A 25333-nucleotide genomic window follows, 5' to 3' on the forward strand; every position below is an offset into this window, starting at 1 on the left:
GGGCGTGGCTGTTTGGAGGGGAGGTGCTTCTTGCAGGGCTCAGGGCGCTGTGCTCCGTGCCCGACGGGGTTGGGACGGCATCAGACGAGCGTCGAGATGGGTAGTCATTGTCACCCATCGCAACCGTAGGTGCGTTCGGGGAGCTTCTGGACGCGTCGCCCCGGGTGGTGGTTGCGCCGGGGAGCGCCGCGCTCAATCCCAGATCGGGCATCCGTTCCCTCCGTTGGCCGGTGATGCCCTCAGACTGACGCCAGTCGAGTCGAAGTACCCGGACAGACTGTCCGGGTCGGCGATGGCCTAGCGTTAAGCACCATTGGCAATCAGTCAGGAGACGGCCCTGCTGGCCTCATCTAGTACGGCGTCCCAGGGGTTCCGGCGCCCTGGCATGCCAGCTCGCGGCTCTGCGAGCGGCCATACCTTGTCTCCGTAGATCAACCGCACGCCTGAGTCGTGAAGAGCCATGATGTGCCGCTCCCAGGCGGGGTGGCGAGCATGGGCGGCGTTCACCCGGGGCCAGACGACTACGGGCAGGTCCAGCGTTCCGATTGCTTCGTTGACCTGCGTCAACGCCTGGTTGTCTGCAATTCCCAGAGCGAGCTTGGCGACTGTGTTCGCACTTGCCGGTGCCACGACATAGCAGTCCACGGGTGGATGCGGCCGGGAGTCACCCGGCAGACGTGATTCGGACCGTACGGGAAGGCCCGTCAGCCCTTCGAGCTCCGCCGTCTCGCCACTCGCGCGGAGCCACTGGCCCGCGGTCGGTGTGAGCGTGACCGCAACTGTCCAGCCCCGTTCGAGCGCTGGGATCACGAGCCCTGTACGCAGTTCCTCAATCCCGCCGGCGCTCGATCCGACGACGCCCAGCACCTTCCCCTGCATCGAACTCACTGCACCGCCCTGCATCGTTGGGCCATGGCCAGCAGCTCGGACGAGTGACTGCCGCCCGTGACCGGGGACTGCTTCCTCAGGTCGCGAAGGGTCTCGCGGACACGTGGATTGTTCCGCACGAGCTGAGGCGAGGTGTGTTCGGCCTCCCGCAGTTCCCTGAAGGATTCGTCGACGCGACCCCTGAGGCAGAGGCCGCGGGCGTAGTCGATGCGATGAGACACGGCGCGTTCCGCTGGCATATGGGAGACGTCGATGCGGCCGTGCTCGACGACGTATGGGATGTTCTCGAGGTCGAGCTCGATCGACAGGCGGTGCAGCTCGACGTTCGTCGGACCGAAGCACGTCTGCCAGTGGTTCTGGTCGGAACCCAGCCGGTTGGAGAGCTGCTTCGCCTTCTCCAACAGGGAGTTGGCGGTGGGCCGATCCTGGTGCCGTGCAGCAGCCACAGCAGCTCGCAGATGAATCATGCCAAGCAGACTCAAGGCGGCCGGGTCATCGTCGCGAACCTGACTGACGAGCCAGGTCGCGGCAGTATCGCCCAGTTCGAGGGCGTCCTCGTATCGCCCGTTGGCCAGCAGTGCATGCGTACCCGAGCGTGCGGCGGAGGCGAGCGACAGCGGGTCCTTGGACTCGTCGGCCGCCCGCATGGCGCGCTCGGCCGCGAGCCACGACAAGTCGGACTCGCCGACCTTGGCGAGGGTGGTTGCCGCCAGGTGATACGTGCGGGCTGAGACGGCGAGGCCGCGACGCCGCTGGTCGCCAGGCGGAAGGTCTTCCAGCTCGTGGGCAGTCCTCAGCAGACCGGGCAGGGCAGCGATGACGTCGCCAAGAACGCCAGCCTGGTACTCGCCCCAGCTCCGCTCGACGAAGACCTGCGCCTGCTCCGGTCTCGGCAACTGCCGCTCCGCCGTGGGACCGAACAGAAGCTTGGAGAGCCGTCGAGGGCTCATCAGCGCATCGCGAACTGCTGGCACGTCGTCCATGTGCTTTTCCCCGTCCTCCAAGAGGACGGGCTGCCCCATCAGGTCGCCGAGTGGGACACGCAGTACGCGAGCGAGTTCAGCCAACTTGTCGATTCTTGGCGGCCTTCGTACTCCTCGCTCGATCTTCGACAGCCAGTCGGTGCTGTGACCGACTAGGCCGGCGAGAACGGGCTGTGTGTAGCCGCGGCGCTCGCGGTAGAACGCGATCCGCTCTCCAATGCTGAGATGATCATCAAGACCACGCATGGCGCTGCCTCCCCCACTTGGTCCGTCATTCACGGTAGCGGCCGAGCAGGCCGCGAGATCAGGCAGTGATTCGGGCTGCGGTGCCATGTACAACATCCACTCTCGGGCCTAGAACAGGCCGGACACTCTGTCCGGCACGCTGGCCCCGGATCGACGCGGCTCTGAGGAGGCTCGCCAGGCTGATCACGATCCCGTCGCCTGCGGGAGGGGGCGGGACCAGGCGTCGCGGAAGCCTTCGTGTCGAAACGAGCCAACGTCTCGCGGACCGTCACACCCTCGTGAAGAGGTCTTAACAGAACGAACGCCCCTCTGATCCAAGTGTGCTGGAGCAAGGCGAGCAGAGTAGAGGATCACTACTCTGCATGAGTGCTCTCATACGACGAGTTGACATCCCCGGAGCGCGAACTGTGGGACGCGTTCCCCGAGGGACACCGAGTGGACCTGCGCATGGGGGTGCCCGAGGACGACCTTGTCGCCGAAGGTGGGCAGTGGGGCCCGGGACGGACGGTTCGGGCTGGCGTGATTGGGGCGCTCCTTCTGGGTGCGAACAGCATGCAGCCGGGCTCTGTAGCGTGCCTGAGGCTCGCCGGGGCGCGGGTATCCGGGCGCCTCAACCTGGCTGGCGCACAGATCGCTCACGCCCTCTGGCTCGAGGACTGCTGGTTCGAGGAGGGTGTGGATCTCTCCGGAGCGTCGACCCAGGCGATTGCGATCGTGGGCAGTCGAGTGCCGGGCGTGGAAGCCAGCTTGGTCCGTATCGATGGGCCCCTCGACCTGCGGCGCTCTCGCCTGGCAAGTGGCTCCGCCCCGCCCCTCCACCGCAGGGTCACCGGTCTGTCGCTGACCAACGCCCACGTGAGCGGCGCCGTGAAACTCAGCGGGGCCGAGATCACCGCACCCGAGGAATGGGCAGTGTCGGCTGGCGGCCTGGTCGCGGAGGGCGGTGTCTACTGCGTGGACGGATTCGTCGCGCGCGGCGAAATCCGTCTCCTGGGGGCACAGCTGCCGGGCGGACTCCACATGCGGGGCGCACACCTGGTGAACCCCGGCCCACACGGGGTGGCGCTCGCCCTGGACAACGCCGTTGCCTCGACGCTCGACTTGTCCGACGGGTTCATCGCGAACGGGACCATACGGCTGCGAGGTGCCCGGATCTCGGACAAACTGACCTTTGAAGGTGCCATCCTGAACGGGCCGCCTGATGGCCACGGGCCGTCTTTGGTCGCCTTGCTGATGCAAGCCGTCGACTTCGACTTCACCCTGGCCCAGCCACCGACCGGCATCGTGGACCTGCGGGGCGCGCAGGTTTCCTACCTCCACGACAACGAGCACAGCTGGCCAGACGTGGTTGAGCTGGACGGCTTCGTCTACGGCTCAATCAAGATGGACGAAGCCGGCGAGCGGCGGGAGGCAGTGACACGGCGGGGCTCCGTGGCCCACCGCATGGCGTGGATACGACGGAGCCCGGGCTACAGTCCCCAGCCCTATGAGCAGTTGGCGAGCTGGTATAGGAAGGTCGGTCACGATGACGACGCCCGCCGCGTACTACTGGCCAAACAGCGCCATCGGCGTCAAACACTTCATCCGGCCGCGCGCGCGTGGGGGCACCTGCTCGACGCGACCGTCGGCTACGGATACCGTCCCTGGCTGACTGGCGTCTGGCTTCTCGCGCTGACCTTGCTGGGCACGCTGTGTTTCGGCACGCACTCCCCCAGCCCGGTCCAACGAGGCGAAGGAGCCCGGTTCCAACCCCTCGTCTACACACTCGACCTCTTGATGCCCATCGGTGGCCTGGGGCAGCGCGCAGCCTGGTACTGGTCGAACGACAGCCTCCAATGGCTGGCCTACCTACTGATCGCCTTCGGCTGGGTGCTGACGACCGCCGTCATCGCGGGTGTCACCCGCACCCTACAGAAAAACTAGCGGTCGACAGCTGAGTTCGGGCGTCACCGGTAGATCAAGCCGTGCTCGGCACCCCAGCCGGCGATCACCTGCTTCACGCCGAGATCCCAAACAAGACGCCGGAAGTTTTCGTGGTGCCGCGGTCACCCAGGACGGCATCCGGAGGGCGCCGGGGCCAGTCGTTCCTACCGCCACTCGTGCCTGTGCGAGGGGCGGTGTCGTGCTGTCAGCCAACCTCTCGGCTGACAACGTCAGCTGATGGACCGAGTTCCAGGATGCCGGCGCGAAGCTGCCCACAGGCCGCGCCTGTTCCCCGTCCAGCGGAGGAATGGTGGGCTACCGTCCACCCGGTCAGCTCGCGGGTGATCTCGGCGATGAATTCAGTTTCGCGTGGGCTGGGACTCAGGGGGCTGCCCTGTACGGGATTGAAGCTGGAGAGTCGCAGCAAAAGGAAGCGGCCCGCGTAAGGCGTGAGCAGGTCAGTGAGTGCCACCTCGTCCTTGGGTCGCGTGTTGTGCTCGCAAAGAACGTAGTTGAGGACCACGGGGCGCAGGTCAGCTGCGGCAGCCCACAGCGGTAGCACTTCAACCGGATCGTCAGCGCGTGGAATGACCATTCTCCGCTGAGCGGCGTAAGCTCCGTGCAGCGAGAACATGAACCGGTTCGGCAGCCAGGCCTGGGGCTTCAGGAGGCTCCGAACCCACGCTTGCGGGGCGATGCTGGTTACCTTCACCTCGCGGGCCAGTTCCCGGTTGGTGATCGTTCTCGCGGCGGCAGTGACATGCGCCCAGTTGGCAGCCGCGTCTCCGACGCCGGCGAAGTCGACCCAGGCGAGAGGTCCCTGCCCATCCCGGACATTTGCCGCCACCTGCTCCACCGCGGCGACAATCTCGTGACCCTGCAGGTTCCGGACAAAAGGCGTGCGTGCGAAGGTAGTGGCACAGTGCGTGCAGCCGTACCGACATCCCGCCTGAGCTGACATGCACACCGAATAGGCGCCGTGGTCTCCCTCCCAGAGTTGTACAGCCTCGAAGGTAGCCCTGTCTGACGTTTTAAACACGTACTTTATGGTGCGTCCGGGTGGTTCCGGGTAAACAGTCGAAATAACCTCAACCGCATTCCGAGGAGCCGACATCCCTGACATGGTACGGATTCCTTTCCCTGAGTCGTCCGAGCCCGGCCGATGGGGCGGCAATCGGGACGATGATTCGCACCTTGCGTTCAGCTTTCTCAGCCACTCACCAACGAAATGTCTTGGCTATCGTGAGATTAGACCGGACCCAAGTGATAGCTGCCTCCCGAAGCATGAGAAGCCCGCCAGTGCACCGTAGGACTTGATCGCCACCACGCAAAATAACTCTCGTGATATCTCTTGTGTAATTCCTGGATGCATTCCTGTAGATCGCCTGCCAACAGGCTGGGCGGGTAATGCGTAGCCTGCAGGGACAGTGATCGATCTGTCGTGGCGCCGGGGCTGGGCATCCGGGCCCGCGGGAACCCAACTCGGCGCTGGGTGGTGCTTCGCGGAGGCCGGACTCGCCCCGCGACGGCAGTCTGCGGTGACAGCCTCATGAAGATCCCAGACAGCGGCAGCCCTGCCATGGCTGACGTTGCCCCACCACGTCTGATGCGCAAGACGATGGGAGGACAGTAGCGGAAGGATTCCCCATGGCTACGAGTCACCCGTTGGCGTGATCTTGCTGTCATATCTCTTGTCGCCCCGCTATGCTCGGCAGCAACGCGTTGAAGGAGACGAGTAGCTGCGGGATCACGCGAGCAGAGAGAGCCGCTGGTAGCTGGGAAGGCGGCCTTGCGCCCCGGGGTGAAGACCCTCCCGAGCGCGGGGAGGAACGGCCTCGCAATGAGGTCTAATGCCCCGCCGGCTGGCCCCCGTCATCGGGCACGAATGAGGCCGTAGCTCTCCGAGCTGCGGTAAAGGCGCGGTGGCACCGCGAGTACCCTTCTCGTCCGCGCCCCCAAGGGATCATGACGACGCCCCTGGGAGGGCTGCGATGATCCACACGACTAGCCGTGTACTGGTGTCTGGCCTGCGAGAACATGTCGGACAGACCGTTTCGGTGTCGGGCTGGGTGAACACACTCCGCCTGCAGAGCAAGATGCAATTTGTCGTCGTGCGCGACCGCACGGGTATGGTGCAGGTCGCCCACAGGCGCGGCGGCGAAAACGACGAGGTCGAGGCCGCGCTGGAGGGACTCACGCCGGAGTCGGCGGTCCGGATCACTGGTCACGTGGTCGACAACCCGATCGTGAAGCTCGGCGGCCTGGAGATCATCCCGGATTCGGTCGAAGTTCTGAACCGAGCCGAGACGCCACTGCCCATCGACGAGCAGACCGGACTCGAACACCGGATGGACTGGCGGTTCCTGGACGTACGGCGCCGGCCCCAGGCCCAGCTGCTGTTCGCTGTGCAGACCACGCTCGAGCAAGGGATGCGCGAGTACGCCTATCAGCAAGGGTGCACCGAGATGCACACCCCGAAGTTGATGGGAACTGCCTCAGAGTCCGGCGCTGAAGTGTTCAAGCTCGGCTACTTCGACCGCTCCGCCTACCTTGCGCAGTCGCCCCAGTTCTTCAAGCAGATGGCGATCTCGGCAGGCATCGACAAGGTATTCGAGATCGGGCCTGTCTTCCGCGCTGAGCCATCATTCACCTCGCGGCACGCCACCGAGTTCACCGGTGTGGACGTGGAGTTGGCCTGGATCGACGGGGTCGAGGACGTGATGGCGTTCGAGGAGAAAATGCTCGCGCATGCCGTCGCCAAGGTCGTCGAAGCGCACGGTGAGGCGATCCAGGAGACGTTCGGTGTCGAGGTCGCAGTGCCGGCGACGCCGTTCCCGCGAATCACGATGGCCGAGACACAGAAGATCCTCCGGGCCAGAGGCTGGGACCCGGCCGGCGTGAAGGAGGACCTGGACCCGGAGGGTGAGCGCGGTATCGCCGCGTACATCAAGGAGCAGACAGGGCACGAGTGGGTGTTCGTCACCCATTACCCGACGAGCATCCGGCCCTTCTACCACATGCGGCCGGCGGACAACCCCGCTGTCACGCTCAGCTTCGACCTGTTGTGGAAGGGGCTGGAGGTCACTACCGGTGCGCAGCGCGAACACCGCTATGACGTGCTCTTGAAGCAGGCCGCGGAGAAGGGCATGACCACCGAGCCGATGCAGGACTACCTGAACGCGTTTCGGTACGGCTGCCCGCCGCACGGCGGCCTCGGCATGGGGCTCGGGCGGGTGCTGATGGTGATGCTGGGCCTCGACTCGATCCGGGAAGCCACGTTCCTGTTCCGCGGGCCGAACCGGCTCACTCCCTAAGCACCACGAAGGCCAAGGCCGCTGCTCCTCGTAAGGGATGCAGCGGCCTCGGCCTCGTCGGTCAGTAGCGAACGTTGCGGAGATCGAGCTTCCACGCCTCGTCAGGGTGCTGGTCCCAGTAGGCGCGGAGCGCCAATTCGCGCTCCGCGAAGTCACCCTGATGACACAGGCCGCCGTGGGAGAGCGTGACACTCATCGCGAGCGGGGACTCGGTGGTCACCCAGTGCGGCGTCAGGGCGTGGCTCCACAGCCGGTCACCGGGCCCCATTCGTACGGACTGACGGTCGGCCGGGTCGTGATCGGGGGGATCCTCTGCTGTGGTCTCCCCAACCACGGCGGCCTCGGCCGTGAGGTGCTGGCCGGGATCCTTATAGCTGTGGAAGGTCTTGGTGCCCTCGATCTGCCACACGAGGCCGTGTGAGTTGTCGTTGTGGTACGTCGATGAGGCGCCGCCAGTTGAGATGAACAGCAGTGGCGCGCACCGTTGCCAGGTGAATCCCCAGCTCGACAGCTGGGTTCGCCAGGGGATCATGACGTCCTCTTGGAAGCCGCTGAGGATCCCCTCGTAGAAGCGGGTGAGGTTGAAGTGGACCAGGCGGAAGGTCCAGGTGGCCACTTCTTCGATCGGGGCTGTACGGAAGGCCGACGTGCGGTCCATGCATACGGACCAGTCCTCGTCTCCGAGGATAGTGAAGCGCACTTCCTCGTCTCGTCTGACGACGTCGAGAACGTCAAGGGCGGACGGAAAGACATAGCTGGCTGCGGTGAGGACGTTGCTGACGCGCAGGTTGGGCGGGGTCCGCCACCTTTCGATGAACTCTTCCGGCGTGGTGACTCGGGTCGTCATCGTCTACTCACAGGTGTCGTCGGCGCGGCAGATGGCCGCACACTCTGGGGTGGTCCTGTCCCGGGTTTCGGCGTTGAGGAAGCGGCTGATCTCTGCGCGGGGCGCTCTAACGCTCACCCCTGACGAGTTGTAGGGGCAGCGGCGGATCTCGCCGCTGGCGGACAGGTACAAGGCCGCGGCGGCGCAGGAGGGTTGCCGCTCGGGGTACAGCTGCATCGCTCGCAGTGTGATGAGGTGCTCCTGGAACCGCGAGCTGAGTTGGAAGTAGCGGCCCAGGAGATCGGCGTCCTCTCTCTGCTGGGCTAGGTAGTCGTAGAGGGTCCAGCCGGCGCGCTGGCGTGCCATGTCGTCGAGCGTCACCGGACTGAGCTGGATCTGAACTCCTGCCCCATCGACGCGCTCGTGGAGGTCCTGGCACTCGTGGGCTGTGAGCTTCCAATACGTGAGGTGGAGAACTCGGTCTGCCGTGGGGATTTGCTCCAGTGTCGCCAGCGCCGATGCCGCAGACCGGGTGGTGCGCCCGAGTTTCATGGCACCCTCGGAGTCGGCGGATACGGTGATGTTCGTGAGCAGGCGCGCGATGTCAGCCAACCGGCCGACGTCGTCAGGGGCTCGGGCCGAGGTGACGACCGACACGGGGATCCCAAACTGGTGGGCGAGCCGCACCAGCTGACGGAGGTCGGGGTGATGCGCGGGTTCGCCGCCGGTCAGGCAGATCGCTTCCATGCCGATCTCCTTCAGCCGCGACAGTGCCCGGGTGTAGGTGGGGATGTCGATGAAGCCGTGGGCTCGGTCGGCTCGGAAGCAGAAGCCGCAAGCGATCTTGCAGTGACCGGCTGTACTGATGAGCGCGGAGCGGAACCGCTGCCGGGCCGGCATGGGCGCTCTCTCAGGGTGAGTGACGGTGTTCACTGCACCCCCGTGCTGTCCCAGACGGCGATCTCCACCGTGCTGGTGTAGAAGTCGCACATCTGCGGATCCGGTCGGTCGCTGCCGATGAGGAGTTGTTCGTTGCGGGAGGGTCCACCGCAGATCGCCAGGGCAGGGCACTGGCCGCATTCGGGGATGGGGGCGATGGTCTTGGCGATGCCGCCGAGCAGGTTCGGGTCCGCTCGCAGCTCGTCGAGAGTGTGCAGGAATGCGGGGGCGGTGAAGTTGATGTCGCAGAGGCTGACTCGGTTGTCGGGGAGCAAGGCGGCGTTCAGCGTCCGGTCGCTCTGCATGTGGTCGAAGAGCATGGGGCGGCGCCGGTCGAGGGCCTGGAATGCCCGGTCGAGCACGGAGAACACCATGCCGCCGCGCCCGAGTGCGACGAGGCGTGCTTGGTACAGCTCCTCGGCCAACGCCCTGCCCTTGACGGTCCAGCGCCCGCTGGTGGGGATCGGGGTGTTGGCGTAGATGAACTTCAACCCGAGGTGGTCGATGATCCAGGTGACGGTCTCGGCCAGGCGCCCGATGTTCGCGGTCGTGGGGGTGAGGTTGCAGCCCACGTGGACGCCGTCTGTGTTGAGGAGCCTGCGGACGTTCCGCTGGATGCGGTCGTCGGCCGGTTGTCCGCCCAGGAGCCGCCGGTGCTCGGCGTTGATGGCGGGAGGGCCATCGATGGAGATTCCGACGCCGTATTCGTGGCGGGCGAAGTGGCTGATCATCTCGTCGGTGATGCGGGCCCCGTTGGTGACGACTGTCCGGCGGACCCGTTTGACGTCATATTTCCCGGCGAGGGAGTCAGCGAGGGCGTCACCGTGCTGCATCAGGTCGAACCGGGTTGTGGGTTCGCCACCGAACCACTGGATGGCCACCTCATCACGGCCGGCGTTGGTCTCGAAGAGGTAGGTCAGGCCGTCGGCGATTTCCTGCTCGGTCATGTCCGGCTTGCCGGTGTTGGTGTCGACGAAGCAGTAGCTGCACTTCATGTTGCAGCGGTCGGTGAGCACGATGCGCAGGCCGCTGATGCGTACGGGATGAGGATCCAGGCCGAGTTGGTGGAGCCGGTCACGGAGTGCTTCGCGCCGATCGGAGCAGGGGCTATCGGGCGTGAAGCCGAGCTCGGCGAGAGCTTTGTGTGTCGCGGTCGGGGGAACCGCGGAGAGGTCAGTGACCTCCCCGCGGTCGAGGTACACACTGTCCAGCGTGACCGGGTCGAGGAGGGCACCCTCGCCGTCCCGGACGTACTGGATGTACTTCCCCCACAGGAGCTGTGAGGAGGTCACGGTGTTACGCGGCTTCCTCTTCGACGATGCCGCGCTCGGCCATGACCTTGCGGACGAGTTCCTCTCCGGCGGCCTGCAGCTGTGCCGAGGCTTCCGGCGAGCCGCCGTCGGCGAGGACGATCATGCCGGGAAGGGTCGGGTTCGGCGCGATGACCGTGATGCCGGCGGGCTCCGTGCTGACCACCATGATCGCGTCCTTCACCGGGACCCAGTTCGCCTGGTCCTTGACGCCGTCCAGGATCTCGGTCTGCTTCGCCTGGAAGGCATCGCGCTCGCCCATCCAGACGCCGGCCTTCGACTTGGAGTCGACGACGTCGGCGTAGAGCAAGTGGTCGTTCTTGTCCCGACGAGGAGTCGGCATGCTCTTTCTCCCTTCGAATGCTGTGTTTTTGTCGGCGATCTATGTTGCTGGGTGCAGAGTCCGGAAGGACTGTGCGGCGAGTAGCTTTCCGCACAATGCGCTTCGGGAACATTTCGCGGGTGATATCACCACGGCGATACGAACTCGCCTGCCTGTTCCGTACGGAACGTGAAGATCTGGGACCACGGCAGACTGCAGTTGGAGAGCAACAATGTTCAGCGAGATCCCAAATCCGGGCCTCTAACACACCTGCCAGGATTTCGCATATAACAGCCGTGATATCTCGATGACCTCTGGGCCAGAATTGGCTGGTTCGGGATGCGAAACGTCAGGCCGGCGGGCAACAAGGGATGAGCGGGCGTTGGCCTGATTCACACATTGACAGGAAGGGATGGCGGCACCCGGTGAGCAGCGTCAGGTTGTCTTGCCGCATCGACACCAGCGCGCAGACGCCAAGGCACACAGGCCCCGCCGTTGTGGTCGACCGAGGCGCGCTGACCTTCGAGACGCTCAGACGCATGGAGAATCGCTGGCCTCTACCGCCTCCGGCAGGGCGGAGTTGTTGCTGCATGCGAAGCAATGCTTCTGCGCATCGGTTCAGGTGACACCCCTACTCGGCGGCTGAACTCCAAGTAGCGGCTTCATGTCCGACGGCGGATACGTCAGGCCGCGCTCCAACGAGCTCGGTCGTCGTGGCTTCTGAGCGTCTCGATGCGATGCTGCAACTGCTGAGCGGCAGCGGTATCTCCGCGGTCTGCGCGGCGGATGTAGGAGCCGAGGGTGTGGAGGTCCCGGATTTCACAGAGGACACGGAGTCCAGGCCATGACCTGATGTCGTATCCGTATTGATGCGTGAATTTATCCAGCTCTTCTGATGTGCGCCCAAAACGAACACCTTGGAAGGTATTCGCTAGATCGATCTCTCGAGGCCCAAAGGCCGCTTCGTCCCAGTCGCCGAGCCGGACGACCTGACGGGCCCAGAGAGTGTTTCCTGGATATGCGTCGCCGTGGATAAACCCGTGGCCCAGTGGGAAGTCAAGGCCTCCGTACGCCTCCAGCAGTTCTTCTCTCCGCGCTGTCAGCCACGCTCGCTCGACTGGCTGCAGGTAGGAGCTGGAGTCCACGGTGTTCTTGAGTGAGGCGAGCGGTTGGTACCGCGGAAGACGCGTCGGAGGCGGTGGCAGTTCATGGAGGGCACGGAGCAGTGCGCCCAGGTGACCCGCAGATGGTGCACCGTCTTCGGGTTGCGGGTAGTGACGCCAGAAGGTCACCGCGTACGGCCCGTGTGTGAACGGTTGTGGAAGGCTCAAGGGTTCCGTTGCGGGAAAGTCGTGCGAGACGAGCCAGCGAGTCAGGGACAGAGCGGTCTCGAGCCGCCGCCTCTGGGAGGAGGGGCTGACGCGTACCACCACACCATCTTCGGCGAGCAGGAACACGGGCGTAGCGTGTTCATGGAGCCGGGTGAGGGACCGGTCTGCCAGGCCAGACGCCCGGCAGGCCATGCGAGCGGCGGACTCGGGTGAGACCGTCATGGTCATGGAGTGAGGGCCTTCGTTCGTGTGTCGATCGCCTGGTATCCACGGGTCGCGTCCGCAAGGTCACGAGCGACGGGACTGCGCGTAAGCCGCGGCTCCTGCAGCAGCTTAGTCACTGCGTGCATGGCGTCACCAAGCTGCCGGATCCGCCGCTCCGCCGGGAGTTCCAGGATGGGCTGAAGCTGTTCGCCGGCTCCTTCGATCTCTCCTGCAGCGACGCGCGCGGTCGCGATGTCCAGGCGAGCCAAGGCCTCATCACCGTAGGACCGCTGCTCCTTCGGACCGTTCTCGTACAGTTCGATCGCCGCAGTGGCGTGCCGTTCTGCCAGTTGGTGTTCCCCAAGGAGGGCGAACGTCCCGCCGATGTAGTACTCCTGCTTAGCCTCGGGGAACGCGAGGAGGCCCCCAAACCGGGTGAGTGCGTCAGGGGCTGCTTGCTGTTCTCGAGCACGTTGGAGATCCTCGAGTGCGGCCAGGGCCGTGGTGCGGTCTCCCATGCGGGCTGCTGCCCTGGCCTCGATCGCAGCGATCCGGATGCGTGTCTCCCCAGCGGGGGAAAGCAGCATCGCCTGTCTGGTGTAGTCAAGCGCAGTTTGCCGACGAGTGGACCACTCCGCAATGAGCGCGGCTGTGCCTTTGACCCAGGCCCGCAGGTCGTTGTGGTCGGCCTGTTCCGCGAACGTCCAGGCTGTCTGAAGTTGCGCGATCGCGGCGTGTTCGTCGCCGAGGTTCTGTGATGCGTGGGCAAGTAGGAGGCAACTCGTTCCGGCAAGCAGCAACAGTTCGTGGGTCTGCGCCGGCGGCTGGCGGCCATTGAGCAGCGAGAAGAGGTGATCTCGCGTTGTGACGAGGTTGGTGAAGACCCTGTGCAGTGGGGCGTGGACGTAGGCGCCGGCGATCTCGGTGAGCGTGGACTCAATGCCCTCCAGCTCAACGTCGCTCACGTTGGTCTTTGTGAGCTGCTCCGTGAAGCGCAGCGACTGTGTCGCTGCCTGTGACGCCAGCTCGTTGAGGTCTGTGACGTCGTGCGTTCCTGGCGGGACGCCCAGAGGGCTCGGTCCGGGCCCGGTATACGGTACGCGGCAGGGTGTGACGGGTGCTGTGGATTCGCGAAATGGCGGGGCAAGGAGGGCGTCCGGGGTTCCGATGCCTTGTAGGAACCGTGCCGCCTTTTCGAGGTTCGTTAAGCGTCGGCCGCCGGATTCCAGCATTGACAGAAAGCTCTGACTGAGTCCGGTCATGAACGCCATGTCGTCCTGGCGGAGACCCGCCTGCTCACGGATGAGGCGACTTGCAAGGCCGAAGTCCCAGTTGGCAATGGCGGTTTGGATGTCGGAGTCACGCCAGATCGCGTCCGGGATGCTGGGGCCCGGGCGGACGTCCAGTCGCCTGTCGCGGGAGCATGCCGCACACAGGTCTTCCAGGTTGTACTGGCTCAGTCGGCATCCGCAGCCGGCGCATGCGCGAGCGTCCTTCCGCATCGCACCCCCGTTCCTCGTCTGCGGATGCCAGCGTATGAGCCGCTGCAGTCGGACCGGTATCACTTACGTGATATGTGCAGGTGAGGGGCCTACAGGGTGCGTTCAGGAAGGTTCGCAGGTCACAGCCGTGATCGCGTCCAGGAGTAGCGGGATATCCTCAAGGCTGTCGAGTACGACATCGGCTCCGGCCGACTGCAACTCTTCGGCGGAGGTTTTGCCGGAGGCGACTCCGATGACGGGAGCGCCACCTTCGAGACCAGTGCGAACGTCTTCGAGGGAGTCACCGATGATCACGGTGTTGGATCGAGTGAAGTCTGCCCCGTACTTGGCCCGGGCCCGCTTCTGCGCGACGCCGACGAGGGACGGACGATGATCGTTGTCCGAGGAGTACCCGCCGATCTCTGTATCCAGGTACCCAGCGAGGTCGAACGCTTCAAGCTTCAGTAGCGCGTTGGGCTCGAGGTTACCCGTGACAACGGTCGGAACGTAGCGTGATTGCGCGTGCACTGTCTTGAGAGCGGCCACGGCGCCCGGCAGCAGGACGCCTTGCTCGCGCAGGTCCATGGCGTGGGCAGCGAGGCGCTGAGGCAGGAGTTCCACCATGAGCGGCAGTAGGCAGGGGATTTCCGTTTCGGGGACACCGTTGTCCAGGAGCAGGGATCGGATCGCGAGTGGCATGGTGACCCCGGTGCCCCGGGCGGGAAGGCGTTCCGCTGTTCGACCAACGATCTCGGCGAACGTCTCCCGGTAGACCTGTCGGTCGATGTCACCGACGTACAAAAGGGTGCGGTCGATGTCCCACAGCACGAGGATCTGCCCGGACTCGGTCACATTCGGCTCCCGGTTGCGGTCATGGCGGAGCGTCGCTCCAGTACGTCTTGAGCGTACGGGGTGTGGGCGACGGGCTGGAGCTGGCCGATCATGCTTGTGACGTGGCTGTCGAACCGTGCCGACTGGAGCCTCGCGGCGAGATCAAGAACCTCGTGTGCTGTCGCGCACCCGGCTTCGAGATCACCCTGATCTATGTGGGCCGTCGCGGCACGAGAGAGGAACAGGCCTCTGGTCCGGTGGTCCGCTGGGTTAAGCGCCTCCCGGGCCTTAGTGAAGCTGGCGACGGCATTACGCGGGTCGCCGAGGTCGAGGTAGCAACTGCCGGCCTGGCCGTGGATCTCCCCTTCATTGATCCAATAGAGCCAGTTCGGATCGTGCTCAGACCTGCCCTGTGCGCAGAGTTCGGCAGCTCTCCCTAGTGCAGCGAGCGCCGCTTGGCGTTCGCCGAGTTTGGCGTACCCTCGCGCCTGCCGGGTCAGGAGCATCGCTTCGAGCGCCGGCGTGCCGAGCGACTTGATTTTGTCGCGCGCTCGCTGCGCCGCTGTGACCGCATGGTGTGGGGCTCCGGTGGAGTATCCGTGGATGGCTATGTAGGACAGGGCACCTGCACCGAGTCGTACGTCTTGTGAGGCCTTCGCAGCGCGGAGCGCGGCGTAGAGGTAGCTGAGCGGGCGATCGCGGTCGCCGGAGTCGAAGACAAACCACCCCGTCTGGGTGGCGGTGTCAGCGATGATCGCTGCAAGTCGTCGCCCTGTCACCTCGTCGTACGACGTCTCTTCCAGGAGGTGCTTGAGGAACTGGAGGTGGCGGTTTCCAAGACTCGCGAGGGTGCCGCTTCCATCGCTTGCGTCCATAGTCCGCAAGCTGTCCGTGGTGCGCTGAAGGCCATCAAGCAGGTCATGGGTCAGGCGGCTTCCCTCCGCTGCCCGGCGGAGGGGTTCGGCTTCCGCGGTGTCCCATGCGCTCACGAACGCGGTGAGAGCGACGCCGCTGGCGGTGAGGAATCGCCGACGGTCCATCGCGCTGCCTCCCACCGCAGTATCCAGTGCTGCCACCATACGGGTTGCTGTCCAGGGCAAGGTTGGATCGGTGTCTCCTGCGAACTGAGCGGTCGGCTGCTCTACTGCCGGAGTGGGGGCATGCGCGAACGGAAGTGAGACCAGGTTGGCGGGTACTCCGAGACCTGTCAGAAATTCGGTGAACTTGTCGATGTTGGTGAGACGACGACGGCCTGACTCCAGCATGGACAGGAACGCCTGGCTCAAACCGGTGAGCTGAGCCATGTCCTCTTGGCGTAAACCGCCGCGCAGTCGGATCAGGCGGCTGGCTCGGCCGAAGTCCCAAGCACCGAGCGCACTACGCACATCTGGATCAGACCAGACATTGTCCGGAACCGTAGGAGCCTGTCTCTCCAGTGTTCGCGAGCGAGCGCAGGATGCGCACAATGTGTCCGCGTTGTACTGACTCAGGGAGCAGCCGCATCGATCACAGAGTCGTTGCGTCTGCTGAAGCACTCTTGCCTCCCCTGAGCGAGCGCGTGTGGTTTACCGAGCTCTCCTGCGAGCCGGAATCACCTCAGTGATATCACCGTCGGAATGTGCGTAATCGTCATTCAGTGAACATTCTTAGGGCTCAGCCAACGTCCTTGTGACAGAAGTTGCTTGGTCAAGCGGCTCAGTCGGTGCGTTCGGACGTACAGGAGAATCCCGGTGATTGTCACTCAAGGCCGAGTTGACGCTGCCTCTGATCCTTTCACTCCTCAGGGGCCGGCCGCTTCTGTTGTGTCGCTGAATGGCTGGAATCAGCCGCTATCACGCCCCGTCATATCGGAAGCAGGGCCGTCGTTCCTCATGCAGGCCGAACTGCCGTGGGGGATTCAACTCGCGGCGCGTCCACTGCCGCAGTTGGGTCCTGTCGACGTGGTGCAGGCAGGGCTCGGTGTCGGGCTACGCGCGGTAGAGGGCGTCCGTAAGGGCGGATGGCCTGTGGGCCCGGTTCTCTGCTGCATCTCGCACTTCCAGATCCACATCCCGGTCGAACCGGACTCGTCATACCGATGGCACGCACCACAGACCGTGTGCCGTGCGGGCGTGTGGGACTGCTCGCCCGACAGGCTGACAACGCCTTACTTGCGCTGCTCGGGAGTTTGGTTGTTCCCTCCTGACGCGCAGCACCTGTGTGCGGACGGCCCTGCCCTCCTTCACTGGCTGTCCTTGACACGGTCCGCCAGCGTCCGCAGCTCTGGAGGCTGGCGTGGCCGTTAGTGTCTCGGCTGTCGTCCTGCTGGGGATCATCACTTTCCAGCTCGTCAAGAAAGGCGGGCTGAAGGCGGGGCACGCAGTCGTCTGCACACTGTTCGGCTTCTACCTCGCCAGCTCCTCGATCGCACCGACGGTCTCGAAGGCCGTGGCGAGCCTCGCCCAGATGATCAGCCAGATCAAGGTCTAGTCGGCCACCCGTCCGTGAGCGCCCACGCTGGCTCGCCGCTCCCACTCTGCTGTCGCCGCTCCTTCCATCCCAGTGAGAGAACTGATGAGACACGAGATAGCGGTCGCAGTGGCCTTGGCCTGGGCTGCTGCGTTCGTCGCCGTCGCCGGACTGACCGTGTACTTCCGAACCCGAGCTGCCCACTGGCAGGAGGAGGCCGCAGCGCGGGACCAGGCCCTGCACAGTCTCGTCGTCCAGGGCCTGCGCTCTGTGGCCTCCTCCCAGCAGGCGCAGCAGACAGCAGCGACGGAGTTCGCTGTTCCTGATCGCCTGGCCGACTCGGACTTCATGACCAACCTCCGAGTACTCGGCGAGCGGTATATGGCCGATCTCCACCATGTGCGGGCCGACACCGCACTCGCGACGAGACGCCAGGTCGAAGACGAGGCCCGCGACGCAGCTCGGGCCGCCGTCAAGTCCTTCGCCACGGCCATGGTGAGCGTGGGCATCGACGTGAGCAGCGACATCGCACAGGCCCTCCGTAGACATCACGGCGACGCCGTCTTCCCGACGCTGACCAAGATCGATCACGGTGTTCAGCAGATGCTCCACCAGGCGCAGTCGTATGTCGTGCTGGCCGGGGGGCTGCTGGGACAGAGGTGGCCGGCCAGCACATTGACCGACGTCGTGGGCGCGGCCCAGGGCGCAATCCGCGACTACGCACGCGTCCAGCCGTACACCTGTGACCGAGCCGTCATCAGCCGCATGGTTGGACCGGTAAGGCTCATCCTGAGCCATCTGCTCGACAACGCCGCACGCTATTCGCCGCCACAGACGTACGTCGAGGTGAGCACCCAGCTCGGCCATCACGGAGTAACCCTCCTCATCGACGACGCCGGCAAGCGCATGAGCGATGAAGAACTGGAGCGCGCGCGACAGACCCTGGAGGGCCGCCGCCAGGTCGACATCTTGGCCATGGAGGCTTACCCGAAGGTCGGCTTCCCCGTGATCGCGCTCCTTGCCCGCCGGTACGGCATCGAGGTCGCGCTGTCGGGCCCGAACCGCTACGGCGGCATGCGCGCTTCGGTGTTCATCCCCGAGGCCTTGCTCACCAGTGTGCCGACCGAACCGGCAACAGCCCATCCCTCCGCGGTCCAGGCCAGCGCCGAGCCCGCGGTGACGGAGAACGGTCTGCAGATCCGGCGCCGCCGCGCGCCGGGAGTCCAGCAGAAGCCTTCGCCCGTCGGGCGTACGAGTACGGCGCCGGCTCGCGCCAACGTCTTCGGCGCCTGGCAGCAGAGCAGCAGAAGCAGTCGGGCGTCGGCTGCACAGACACAGGAAGCGAGGCCCTCGGACTCATGACAGTACAGGCGAACGATTCCAGCAACAGGCTCGGCTGGATGCTCAACGATCTGGCGAACATGCCGGAGGCCCGATTCGTCGTCCTGCTGGCGGCGGACGGGATGTCCATGGCGTACTCCGAGTCGGTGGACCGCGATACGGCGGACAGCGTTGCCGCCTCGGCCAGCGGCTTCCACTCGATCGGCGTGGCCCTGGCCCCGTTCTGCGGGGGAAAGGACAACGGCCTGCGCCAGGTGGTGGGCGAATTCGACGACGGCTACCTCTTCGTCAAGACCGCCGGTGCGAACACTCTGCTGGCGGTCGCCACTACCGCTTTCGCCGACGCTGGGGTCGTCACACACCGGATGAACGAGCTGGCTGGACGCCTCGGTGAGGAACTGGCCAGCCCGGCGCGGCACCACGGCGGCGAAGGAGGCGCTCGGCCATGAGAGGCCCGCGGCGCGATCCGGACATGATCCGGGCGTACGTCAGAACCAGAGGGCGCTCGTCTCCGTCCCGCGACGACCTGGAACTGACGTCCCTGGTGCGCGCCGCGGACCGACCGCTGCAGGGCCTCGACACTGAGGCTATCCGGGTCGTGCGCCTGTGCAGCGGGCCCCTGTCGGTGGCCGAGATCGCTTCGCTCCTCGACCTGCCCCCGACGGTGGCGCTCATCGTCGTCTCCGGCCTCCTCGACACCGGTCACCTCGACACTCCCGCGCCGGCCGACGACGCGCCGAGCATCGACATTCTGAAGGAAGTACTCGATGGACTCCGTGCTCTCGTCTGAGCACGTCTACCTGCCCACAACCGTGACTCGGTCGGCCAAGATCCTCGTCGCCGGTCACTTCGGGGCGGGGAAGACGACACTGGTCGGCAGCGTCTCGGAGATCACGCCCATGCGTACCGAGGAGCCGATCACTCAAGCCAGCGTAGGCATCGACGACCTCAAGAGCCTGCCCGCGAAGACCGAGACGACGGTCGCGTTCGACTTCGGCCGCCGCACCCTTAGCCCGCACCTGGCGCTGTACATCTTCGGCACCCCCGGACAGAACCGGTTCACTCCCTTCTGGGAGCACCTGTTCCGCGGGGCGCTGGGCGCCTTGATTCTCGTCGACACTCGTCGGCTCGAAGACTCCGACGAGGTTCTGGGCCTGCTCGAGGAACGTGGCCTCCCCTTCGCCGTGGCCGTCAACGAGTTCGATGGCGCCCCTCGGTACCCCCTAGGCGAAATCCGGCAAGGCGCTCGCTCTCGAGGACGACGTGGTTCTCACGGCCTGCGACGCGCGGGATCAAGCGTCCTCGATCCACGCCCTGATTGCCCTCGTCGACTACCTCCACCGATTCCGCCGCCTGGAGCACCTCACGTGAACACGTTGCCATCGTCGCCGCCTCCGGGATGCCCGGCTCACGCCGAGCAGTACCGCTTTCCGATGTACACGCCGCAATTCGCGGCCAATCCGTACGCCGTCTACACGCAGATGCGGGAGCGGTGCGGATCGCTGGTGCCGGTCTACCTCGACCCGGATGTGCCGGCCACCCTGGTGATCGGCTATCACACCGCGGTCCGCATCCTCCACGACCCGGAGCGTTTCCCAGCCGACCCGCGAGTCTGGCAGCAAACCATCCCGGCCCGCTGCCCGCTCCTGCCGATGCTGGAGCACCGACCCAATGCGCTCCGCAGCACAGGGGCAGCCCATGCCCGGTACCGAGCAGTGAACGTCGATGCCATCGCCAACGTCCGTCAGCACGCCGTCCACTCCACGGTGCAGCAGGTTGCCCTGCCTCTGATCAACCAGATCTGCGTTACCGGCCGGACTGACCTGCTCACGCAGTACGCACACCCCCTGGCCTTCCAGGTCCTCAACGCGATCCTGGGCTGCCCGCCCGAGATCGGCCAGCGCGTCGCCGCTGGAATGGCCGCCGTCTTCGAAGGGGTGAACGCCGACGAGGGCAACGTCATGCTCGCCGAGGCGCTCACCGAGCTCATCGACCTGAAAAGCCGCCACCCCGGCCGGGACATCACCACCAGCCTGCTGATGCACCCGGCCCGGCTCGACGGCACCGAGATGATGCACCAACTGGTCACCCTCTACGGAGCCGGCATCGAGCCCCAATCGAACCTGATCGCCAACACTCTGCGGTTGATCCTCAGCGACGACCGCTACTCCGGCGACGTTCTGCGCGGCAGCCTCAGCGTCCGCGACGCCCTCGATGAACTGCTCTTCATCGATCCCCCGTCCGCCAACTACTGCCTGTCCTACCCGCCACGACCGGTCGAGGTGGATGGCGTCGTCCTGCCTGCCCACCAGCCGGTCGTGATCAGCATGGCCGCCTGCAACAACGATCCCGCCATCGCTTCCGACTACCTCGCCGGGAATCGCTCGCACCTCACCTGGAGTGCCGGTCCTCACGCATGCCCCGCCCAGTCCCTGGCCTACCTGATCGCGCAGGCCGCAATCGAGCAGATCCTCGACGCCCTCCCGGAGATGGAGTTGGCCATCCCCGTCGAGCAGCTCACCTACCGCCCTGGCCCGTTCCACCGTGCGCTGACCGGCCTGCCGGTCCTGTTTCCCCCGACCCCACCCCTCTCGCTTACCTAAGGAGAATTGCTGTGGACAGCCGCCTCGCGCCACTCGTTCTCGACCCGACAGGACGGGCTCGCCCGTCAGAAGAAGCCGCCCTCCGCGCCGCCGGCTCCGCAATGCTGGTGGACATCCTGGGCGTCACCGCCTGGTCGGTCAGCGACCCGTTCATACTCAAGGGCCTCCTCAACGATCCGCGGGTGTCCAAGGACGCCAGCAAGCACTGGCCGGCGTTCATCAACGGCGAGATCACGGAGAAATGGCCGTTGGCCCTGTGGGTCGGGGTGGACAATATGTTCACCGCCTATGGAGACGACCATCGGCGGCTGCGACGCCTTGTCGGCAAGGCATTCACCGCGCGACGCACGACCGCGATGGTGCCGCGCATCGAACAGATCACGACCCGCCTCATCGATCAGATGGCCGGGACCAAGCCCGGCGCGGTCGTCGAACTGCGCGAGGCTCTGGCCTTCCCTCTGCCGATCCAGGTCATCGGTGACCTCATGGGTCTGCCGGAGGAAGTCTGGCCCAGGTTCCGAACGGTGGTCGACGGAGTCTTCGACACCACGCTGAACAAGGACGAGGCCGACGCCAACAACGTGGCGCTGTACGGCATCCTTACCGAACTGGTCGCGGCGAAGCGGTCTGCGCCCGGCGCGGACCTGACGTCGGCGCTCATCACCGCTCGTGACGACGAGGGCGACGGTTCCGTTCTCACCGAGAAGGAACTCCTCGACATACTGCTGCTGGTCATCTCTGCCGGCTACGAGACGACCGTCAACCTTCTCGACCAGGCCGTCACCGCGCTGCTCACTCACCCCGACCAGTTGACCCACGTCCGAACCGAGAAGGCGTCGTGGGACGACGTGATCGAGGAGACACTCCGGTACGCCTCCCCCGCCGTGCACCTACCCATGCGGTACGCCGTCGAGGACATCTCCCTCCCGGACGGGATCCTGATCCGCCAAGGCGAGGCCATCCTGGCCTCCCTTGGGGTAGCCGGTCGCCACCCCACCCTGCACGGCGGCGCGGCGGGGAAGTTCGATTTCCTGCGGAAGGACAGGCAGCATCTCGCCTTCGGCCACGGTGCCCACTTCTGCCTCGGAGCACCCCTGGCCCGCGCCGAGGCACGAATCGCTCTCCCCACGCTCTTCGAGCGTTTCCCGGACATGGCACTCGCTGTGCCCGCCGACGACCTCGAACCACTGGCGAGTCTCCTGATCAACGGGCATCGCACGCTGCCCGTCTATCTGGAACCCCAGCGACCGTCGGATTGACCTGGGCGATTGCCGCTCAGGCGCTACGTCGCTGAGCTGGCGCGTGAACGCCCAGCTCAGCACCTGTTGTCAGTGCCCCTTGGCAAGCTACGCAACCAACGACAGACACTCAGGGCATCCACCTGATCACAGCGAGTCGTACTGGGTGGACGGCTCGGCGAACGAAAGGGCACCGAGGTGACCGCTATGCCTACCGCGCTCCACCGGTTGGTGGGATCGGTGACCGAGACCTACACCGTGGCGGCTGAACATCCCAGGCCTGGCGACATCCGTCCGTCCCTCTGGGAGATCCACACACCCAACGGGGACAGGTGGTTCGCGAAGCAACACGTGGGTCCCAAACTGCACGCCAGGGAGGTCAACGCATACGGAAACTGGACGGCCTCTCTCAAGCGGGGCCGGGCACCAGAACTCCTCGCCTCGGACGCCGCTTCGCGCACCATCCTCGTCACCGCCGTCCCCGGGCGGAGCCTCGACACGCTCCGCCTGCCGGCCGAGCAGGAGCGTAAGGCGTATGAGCAAGCGGGCGAACTCCTCGCCCGGCATCACTCTGCGGCAGCCACACAGCCAGCCGCACAGGTGGCCCAAGAGCAGTGGGACGAGACGGTCGCGCGGCTTCGGCACTCTGCAGCCCCGTGCATTCCAGCGCACGAGATCTCGGTGGTGCGGGCGCTCCTCGATAAGGCTCCCCCCTCCCTGCCGCACGTTGCCGGACACGGCGACTACATGCCCAAGAACTGGATGTGGGACGAGGCCGAACAACTACTGCGGATCATCGACTTCGAGCGAGCTGAACTCCAGCCTGCGTCGCGTCGGGATCTCAGCCGCCTCCGCTACCGGATCCTGCTGCAGCGCCCGGATCTGGATGCCGCGTTCCACTACGGCTACGGCCGCCCCCTCACTGAGGAGGAACTGGCGGCATGCCGGGCGTACGGAGCCCTGGATGCAGTCGACTCGCTGACTTGGGGCAACCAGCACCGCGACCTCGGCCTGGTCGACGAGGCCCACACCATGCTGGAGAACCTGCGCCTGGAGAATCGCAGCCGCGCGTGGACGGGGTGGCGGGCATGAACGCCTTCTCCGGAACCGCCTCCTACTACCGGCGCTTCCGCCCCGTCATCCCAGACGAACTGGCCAGGCTTCTCGACCAGACAGCTCCGACGGCCTCGCCGCGGCGCCTGCTGGACATCGGCACCGGACCGGGAACCGTCGTTCACGCTCTCCTGCCCTACTTCGATGATGTCATCGCGGTCGACGCAGATGTCGCGATGCTCGTCGAGGCAGAAGGAGTGCTCCGTCCCGATCTCCCTCCCACCCATCGGCTGCAGATCCGGCACGCCTTTGCCGAGGACTTTGTGCCGCCGGACGGATGGCGTCCGCAACTCGTGACCTGCGGACGTGTCTTCCACTGGCTCGACCAGCCCCGTTTCCTTGAACGGCTCGATGAATACGTTGCCCCGGAGGGCATCGTCGCCGTATTCAGCGATCGCAGTCTGTGGACGGCCAGCAGCACCTGGCAGCAGGCTGCGCGAACAGTCGTCCAGGAGTTCCTCGGTGAACAGCGGCATGCGGGCGCTGGCACGTTCGCGCCACCCGGCCCGCCGTACGAGGGGGTGCTGCGCAGCTCCGCCTTCTCGGATGTGACCGGCGCGGTCATCCCGGTGCGGCGCCTATGGACGATCACCGAGGTCGTCGGCTACCTGTACTCGACCTCGTTCGCGGCCCCGCATCTGTTCGGCAACAACCGCCGCGCATTCGAGACGCGCCTCACCGAGATTCTCGGCCCGCTCACGGACGCCGGCCACCTCGTGGAGGACAACGCCTTCACGGTGCTCGCCGCACGTCGCCCTTCACCTTCCAGGGACGTGACATGGACGTGAACGACTCCGACCGCGGCGCGGCTCTGATGGTTGATGTGCTGGAGGACAGGTATGGGCTCATTGTCGGCATGGTCGAGCCGGTGCACATGGGCACGGACACGATCAACCGGTGGGTCCTGACCGAGGACGGGCGGCCGCTCTTTGTGAAGGAATACCGGCCCACGGCAGATCTTGCTGCGGCACGGAGGGCCTGGAACATGTCGGAGTACTGCCGCGCCGCCCGGATTCCCGTCCCGCGCGTGTGGCCGGACGCAGACGGTGACCTTGTCACGATCGCGGAGGGCTGTGCCTGGGCGGTGACCGACGAGGTGCCCGGGCGGGTGGCCACTACGGCGATGACGGTTCCCCTCGCTGAACACATCGGCGTCGTGATGGGGCGCATGCACCGGGCGCTCGCCGCCTACCCGTTACCGCAGCAAGTGCAGCACTCACGCTGGCGGACCGCCCCCGTGGAAGACGGCGTGGCCAGGTGCGCCAGTGTCTTGGCCGTCGCGCTCCGACATGGGCACGCCGATCTCCATCAGCTGAGACTGGACCTCGAGCAGCGGCGGGAGGACCTGTTCGAGCATGTGCACCGCCTGCGGGAGCAACTGCCGGCCAAACTCGTGGAGCAGGCTCTGCACGCGGACCTCTCCCGTACCAACCTGATCATTCGTGGCGATGCCGTCGCCGGCGTCATCGACTTCCGCGGCGCATGCGCCATGCCGGCCTGGGAACTGGGCCGGGCCGCTTTCGACCCACGTACCGTCGCCAACAGCCCGGACTGGATCGCATGCGCGCGGGCAATGATCGGCTCATATCTCGCCGAGAACCCGAGCCTGCCCCTGGTGGAGGTAAGGGCCTGTGCACGGATCGCGCTCCTGTACATGCTGTTCAGCTTCTACGGTGCCACCACCAGCGAATACAACCTGCCCCCGGCGGCCGAGGCTGATCTGAAGCAGCACTGGCAGGAGCGGCAGACGACGATCCGCCTGCTCCTGAACCATCTCGACGAACTCGACGACGCCTTCTCCGGCCTCTCGACCGGTGGAGGCGGCGCGTGACGAGCTCTCTCACCACGGCCGCGTCAGCGTGCACGCCAGCAGTCGCCTCATCCCTACCCGCCCCGAGGGGGACGTCTTGGATCACACAGTGATCAACCCACGCAGGTCACCCGCAGCAGTCGGCGTGTGCACCATGCCCGTGCCCTGCGGCAGTGCGGCGG

General features: G+C 65.6%; 22 protein-coding genes. 11 read left to right on the forward strand and 11 right to left on the reverse strand.

The genetic code is table 11. From position 1 onward, the window contains the following. Nucleotides 1-324 precede the first annotated feature (324 nt). Together BLW85_RS07030 and BLW85_RS07035 are read right to left on the reverse strand one after the other, a co-directional pair. On the reverse strand, nucleotides 325-903 hold the full coding sequence (locus BLW85_RS07030; protein WP_341867935.1) for a flavoprotein: 579 nt from the start codon (nucleotides 901-903) through the stop codon (nucleotides 325-327). Further along, nucleotides 885-2117: a helix-turn-helix domain-containing protein gene (locus BLW85_RS07035; protein ID WP_074991506.1), complete on the reverse strand. Its 1233-nt coding sequence runs from the start codon at nucleotides 2115-2117 to the stop codon at nucleotides 885-887. The genes BLW85_RS07030 and BLW85_RS07035 overlap by 19 nt, the downstream gene beginning before the upstream one ends. A 366-nt stretch (nucleotides 2118-2483) precedes the next feature. Between BLW85_RS07035 and BLW85_RS07040 the strand changes: the two genes are divergently transcribed. Further along, nucleotides 2484-4040, forward strand: coding sequence for an oxidoreductase (locus tag BLW85_RS07040; RefSeq protein WP_074991507.1), 1557 nt, complete (start codon nucleotides 2484-2486; stop codon nucleotides 4038-4040). Between the two features lie 205 nt (nucleotides 4041-4245). Here the strand turns inward: BLW85_RS07040 and BLW85_RS38795 are convergent, their stop codons facing one another. After that, nucleotides 4246-5163, reverse strand: coding sequence for a hypothetical protein (locus BLW85_RS38795; RefSeq protein ID WP_143060423.1), 918 nt, complete (start codon nucleotides 5161-5163; stop codon nucleotides 4246-4248). Nucleotides 5164-6031: 868 nt separating this feature from the next. Between BLW85_RS38795 and aspS the strand changes: the two genes are divergently transcribed. Then, a complete protein-coding gene (aspS, locus tag BLW85_RS07045; RefSeq protein WP_074991511.1) occupies nucleotides 6032-7354 on the forward strand; it encodes an aspartate--tRNA(Asn) ligase in 1323 nt (440 codons plus the stop codon). A gap of 61 nt (nucleotides 7355-7415) precedes the next feature. Here the strand turns inward: aspS and BLW85_RS07050 are convergent, their stop codons facing one another. The 8 genes from BLW85_RS07050 to BLW85_RS07085 all read right to left on the reverse strand — a co-directional run bounded on the left by BLW85_RS07050 (nucleotide 7416) and on the right by BLW85_RS07085 (nucleotide 15983). After that, a complete protein-coding gene (locus tag BLW85_RS07050) occupies nucleotides 7416-8201 on the reverse strand; it encodes a cupin domain-containing protein (protein WP_074991513.1) in 786 nt (261 codons plus the stop codon). 3 nt (nucleotides 8202-8204) lie between these two features. Next, nucleotides 8205-9080: a radical SAM protein gene (locus tag BLW85_RS07055; protein ID WP_074991515.1), complete on the reverse strand. Its 876-nt coding sequence runs from the start codon at nucleotides 9078-9080 to the stop codon at nucleotides 8205-8207. Nucleotides 9081-9109: 29 nt separating this feature from the next. Beyond that, nucleotides 9110-10411 (reverse strand): radical SAM protein, encoded by a 1302-nt coding sequence (locus BLW85_RS07060; protein WP_244174833.1) that lies wholly within the window; start codon nucleotides 10409-10411, stop codon nucleotides 9110-9112. Between the two features lie 4 nt (nucleotides 10412-10415). After that, nucleotides 10416-10772 carry a hypothetical protein gene (locus tag BLW85_RS07065; RefSeq protein ID WP_074991518.1) on the reverse strand — a complete coding sequence of 119 codons (357 nt, stop codon included), beginning with the start codon at nucleotides 10770-10772 and terminating at the stop codon, nucleotides 10416-10418. A 662-nt stretch (nucleotides 10773-11434) separates the two neighbouring features. After that, a complete protein-coding gene (locus tag BLW85_RS07070) occupies nucleotides 11435-12208 on the reverse strand; it encodes a phosphotransferase (RefSeq protein ID WP_244174834.1) in 774 nt (257 codons plus the stop codon). A gap of 98 nt (nucleotides 12209-12306) precedes the next feature. Beyond that, nucleotides 12307-13788: a helix-turn-helix domain-containing protein gene (locus BLW85_RS07075; RefSeq protein WP_074991524.1), complete on the reverse strand. Its 1482-nt coding sequence runs from the start codon at nucleotides 13786-13788 to the stop codon at nucleotides 12307-12309. Between the two features lie 102 nt (nucleotides 13789-13890). Further along, on the reverse strand, nucleotides 13891-14619 hold the full coding sequence (locus BLW85_RS07080) for an HAD family hydrolase (protein WP_079172281.1): 729 nt from the start codon (nucleotides 14617-14619) through the stop codon (nucleotides 13891-13893). Further along, complete coding sequence (locus tag BLW85_RS07085) at nucleotides 14616-15983, reverse strand: helix-turn-helix domain-containing protein (protein WP_483027207.1); 1368 nt, start codon at nucleotides 15981-15983, stop codon at nucleotides 14616-14618. The genes BLW85_RS07080 and BLW85_RS07085 overlap by 4 nt, the downstream gene beginning before the upstream one ends. 889 nt (nucleotides 15984-16872) lie before the next feature. On the opposite strand from BLW85_RS07085, the gene BLW85_RS07090 reads away from it, so the two are divergent. The 9 genes from BLW85_RS07090 (at nucleotide 16873) to BLW85_RS07135 (ending at nucleotide 25172) form a co-directional block, all read left to right on the forward strand. After that, nucleotides 16873-17067, forward strand: a complete 195-nt coding sequence (locus tag BLW85_RS07090) for a hypothetical protein (protein WP_074991529.1) — start codon at nucleotides 16873-16875, stop codon at nucleotides 17065-17067. Nucleotides 17068-17151: 84 nt separating this feature from the next. Continuing rightward, nucleotides 17152-18408, forward strand: coding sequence for an ATP-binding protein (locus tag BLW85_RS07095; protein WP_074991532.1), 1257 nt, complete (start codon nucleotides 17152-17154; stop codon nucleotides 18406-18408). Next, on the forward strand, nucleotides 18405-18836 hold the full coding sequence (locus BLW85_RS07100) for a roadblock/LC7 domain-containing protein (protein ID WP_074991535.1): 432 nt from the start codon (nucleotides 18405-18407) through the stop codon (nucleotides 18834-18836). Before BLW85_RS07095 ends, BLW85_RS07100 begins: the two co-directional genes overlap by 4 nt. Continuing rightward, nucleotides 18833-19177 carry a DUF742 domain-containing protein gene (locus BLW85_RS07105; protein ID WP_074991537.1) on the forward strand — a complete coding sequence of 115 codons (345 nt, stop codon included), beginning with the start codon at nucleotides 18833-18835 and terminating at the stop codon, nucleotides 19175-19177. The genes BLW85_RS07100 and BLW85_RS07105 overlap by 4 nt, the downstream gene beginning before the upstream one ends. Further along, a complete protein-coding gene (locus tag BLW85_RS40750; protein ID WP_341867936.1) occupies nucleotides 19155-20990 on the forward strand; it encodes an ATP/GTP-binding protein in 1836 nt (611 codons plus the stop codon). The genes BLW85_RS07105 and BLW85_RS40750 overlap by 23 nt, the downstream gene beginning before the upstream one ends. Nucleotides 20991-21001: 11 nt before the next feature. After that, a complete protein-coding gene (locus tag BLW85_RS07120; RefSeq protein ID WP_074991543.1) occupies nucleotides 21002-22249 on the forward strand; it encodes a cytochrome P450 family protein in 1248 nt (415 codons plus the stop codon). A 219-nt stretch (nucleotides 22250-22468) separates the two neighbouring features. After that, nucleotides 22469-23320, forward strand: coding sequence for an aminoglycoside phosphotransferase family protein (locus tag BLW85_RS07125; protein WP_244174836.1), 852 nt, complete (start codon nucleotides 22469-22471; stop codon nucleotides 23318-23320). Further along, complete coding sequence (locus BLW85_RS07130) at nucleotides 23317-24129, forward strand: class I SAM-dependent methyltransferase (protein WP_074996001.1); 813 nt, start codon at nucleotides 23317-23319, stop codon at nucleotides 24127-24129. The genes BLW85_RS07125 and BLW85_RS07130 overlap by 4 nt, the downstream gene beginning before the upstream one ends. Then, nucleotides 24120-25172, forward strand: a complete 1053-nt coding sequence (locus BLW85_RS07135) for a phosphotransferase enzyme family protein (protein ID WP_074991548.1) — start codon at nucleotides 24120-24122, stop codon at nucleotides 25170-25172. The genes BLW85_RS07130 and BLW85_RS07135 overlap by 10 nt, the downstream gene beginning before the upstream one ends. The last annotated feature ends 161 nt before the right edge of the window (nucleotides 25173-25333 follow it).

The organism is Streptomyces misionensis (assembly GCF_900104815.1).
In the GTDB taxonomy this organism is placed as follows: domain Bacteria; phylum Actinomycetota; class Actinomycetes; order Streptomycetales; family Streptomycetaceae; genus Streptomyces; species Streptomyces misionensis.

Coding starts and splice junctions, on each gene's coding strand:
- BLW85_RS07030 (WP_341867935.1), bottom strand. CDS start 903: ATGCAGGGCGGTGCAGTGAGTTCGATGCAGGGGAAGGTGCTGGGCGTC.
- BLW85_RS07035 (WP_074991506.1), bottom strand. CDS start 2,117: ATGCGTGGTCTTGATGATCATCTCAGCATTGGAGAGCGGATCGCGTTC.
- BLW85_RS38795 (WP_143060423.1), bottom strand. CDS start 5,163: ATGTCAGGGATGTCGGCTCCTCGGAATGCGGTTGAGGTTATTTCGACT.
- aspS (WP_074991511.1), top strand. CDS start 6,032: ATGATCCACACGACTAGCCGTGTACTGGTGTCTGGCCTGCGAGAACAT.
- BLW85_RS07050 (WP_074991513.1), bottom strand. CDS start 8,201: ATGACGACCCGAGTCACCACGCCGGAAGAGTTCATCGAAAGGTGGCGG.
- BLW85_RS07055 (WP_074991515.1), bottom strand. CDS start 9,080: ATGCCGGCCCGGCAGCGGTTCCGCTCCGCGCTCATCAGTACAGCCGGT.
- BLW85_RS07065 (WP_074991518.1), bottom strand. CDS start 10,772: ATGCCGACTCCTCGTCGGGACAAGAACGACCACTTGCTCTACGCCGAC.
- BLW85_RS07075 (WP_074991524.1), bottom strand. CDS start 13,788: ATGCGGAAGGACGCTCGCGCATGCGCCGGCTGCGGATGCCGACTGAGC.
- BLW85_RS07095 (WP_074991532.1), top strand. CDS start 17,152: ATGAGACACGAGATAGCGGTCGCAGTGGCCTTGGCCTGGGCTGCTGCG.
- BLW85_RS07100 (WP_074991535.1), top strand. CDS start 18,405: ATGACAGTACAGGCGAACGATTCCAGCAACAGGCTCGGCTGGATGCTC.
- BLW85_RS07105 (WP_074991537.1), top strand. CDS start 18,833: ATGAGAGGCCCGCGGCGCGATCCGGACATGATCCGGGCGTACGTCAGA.
- BLW85_RS40750 (WP_341867936.1), top strand. CDS start 19,155: ATGGACTCCGTGCTCTCGTCTGAGCACGTCTACCTGCCCACAACCGTG.
- BLW85_RS07130 (WP_074996001.1), top strand. CDS start 23,317: ATGAACGCCTTCTCCGGAACCGCCTCCTACTACCGGCGCTTCCGCCCC.
- BLW85_RS07135 (WP_074991548.1), top strand. CDS start 24,120: ATGGACGTGAACGACTCCGACCGCGGCGCGGCTCTGATGGTTGATGTG.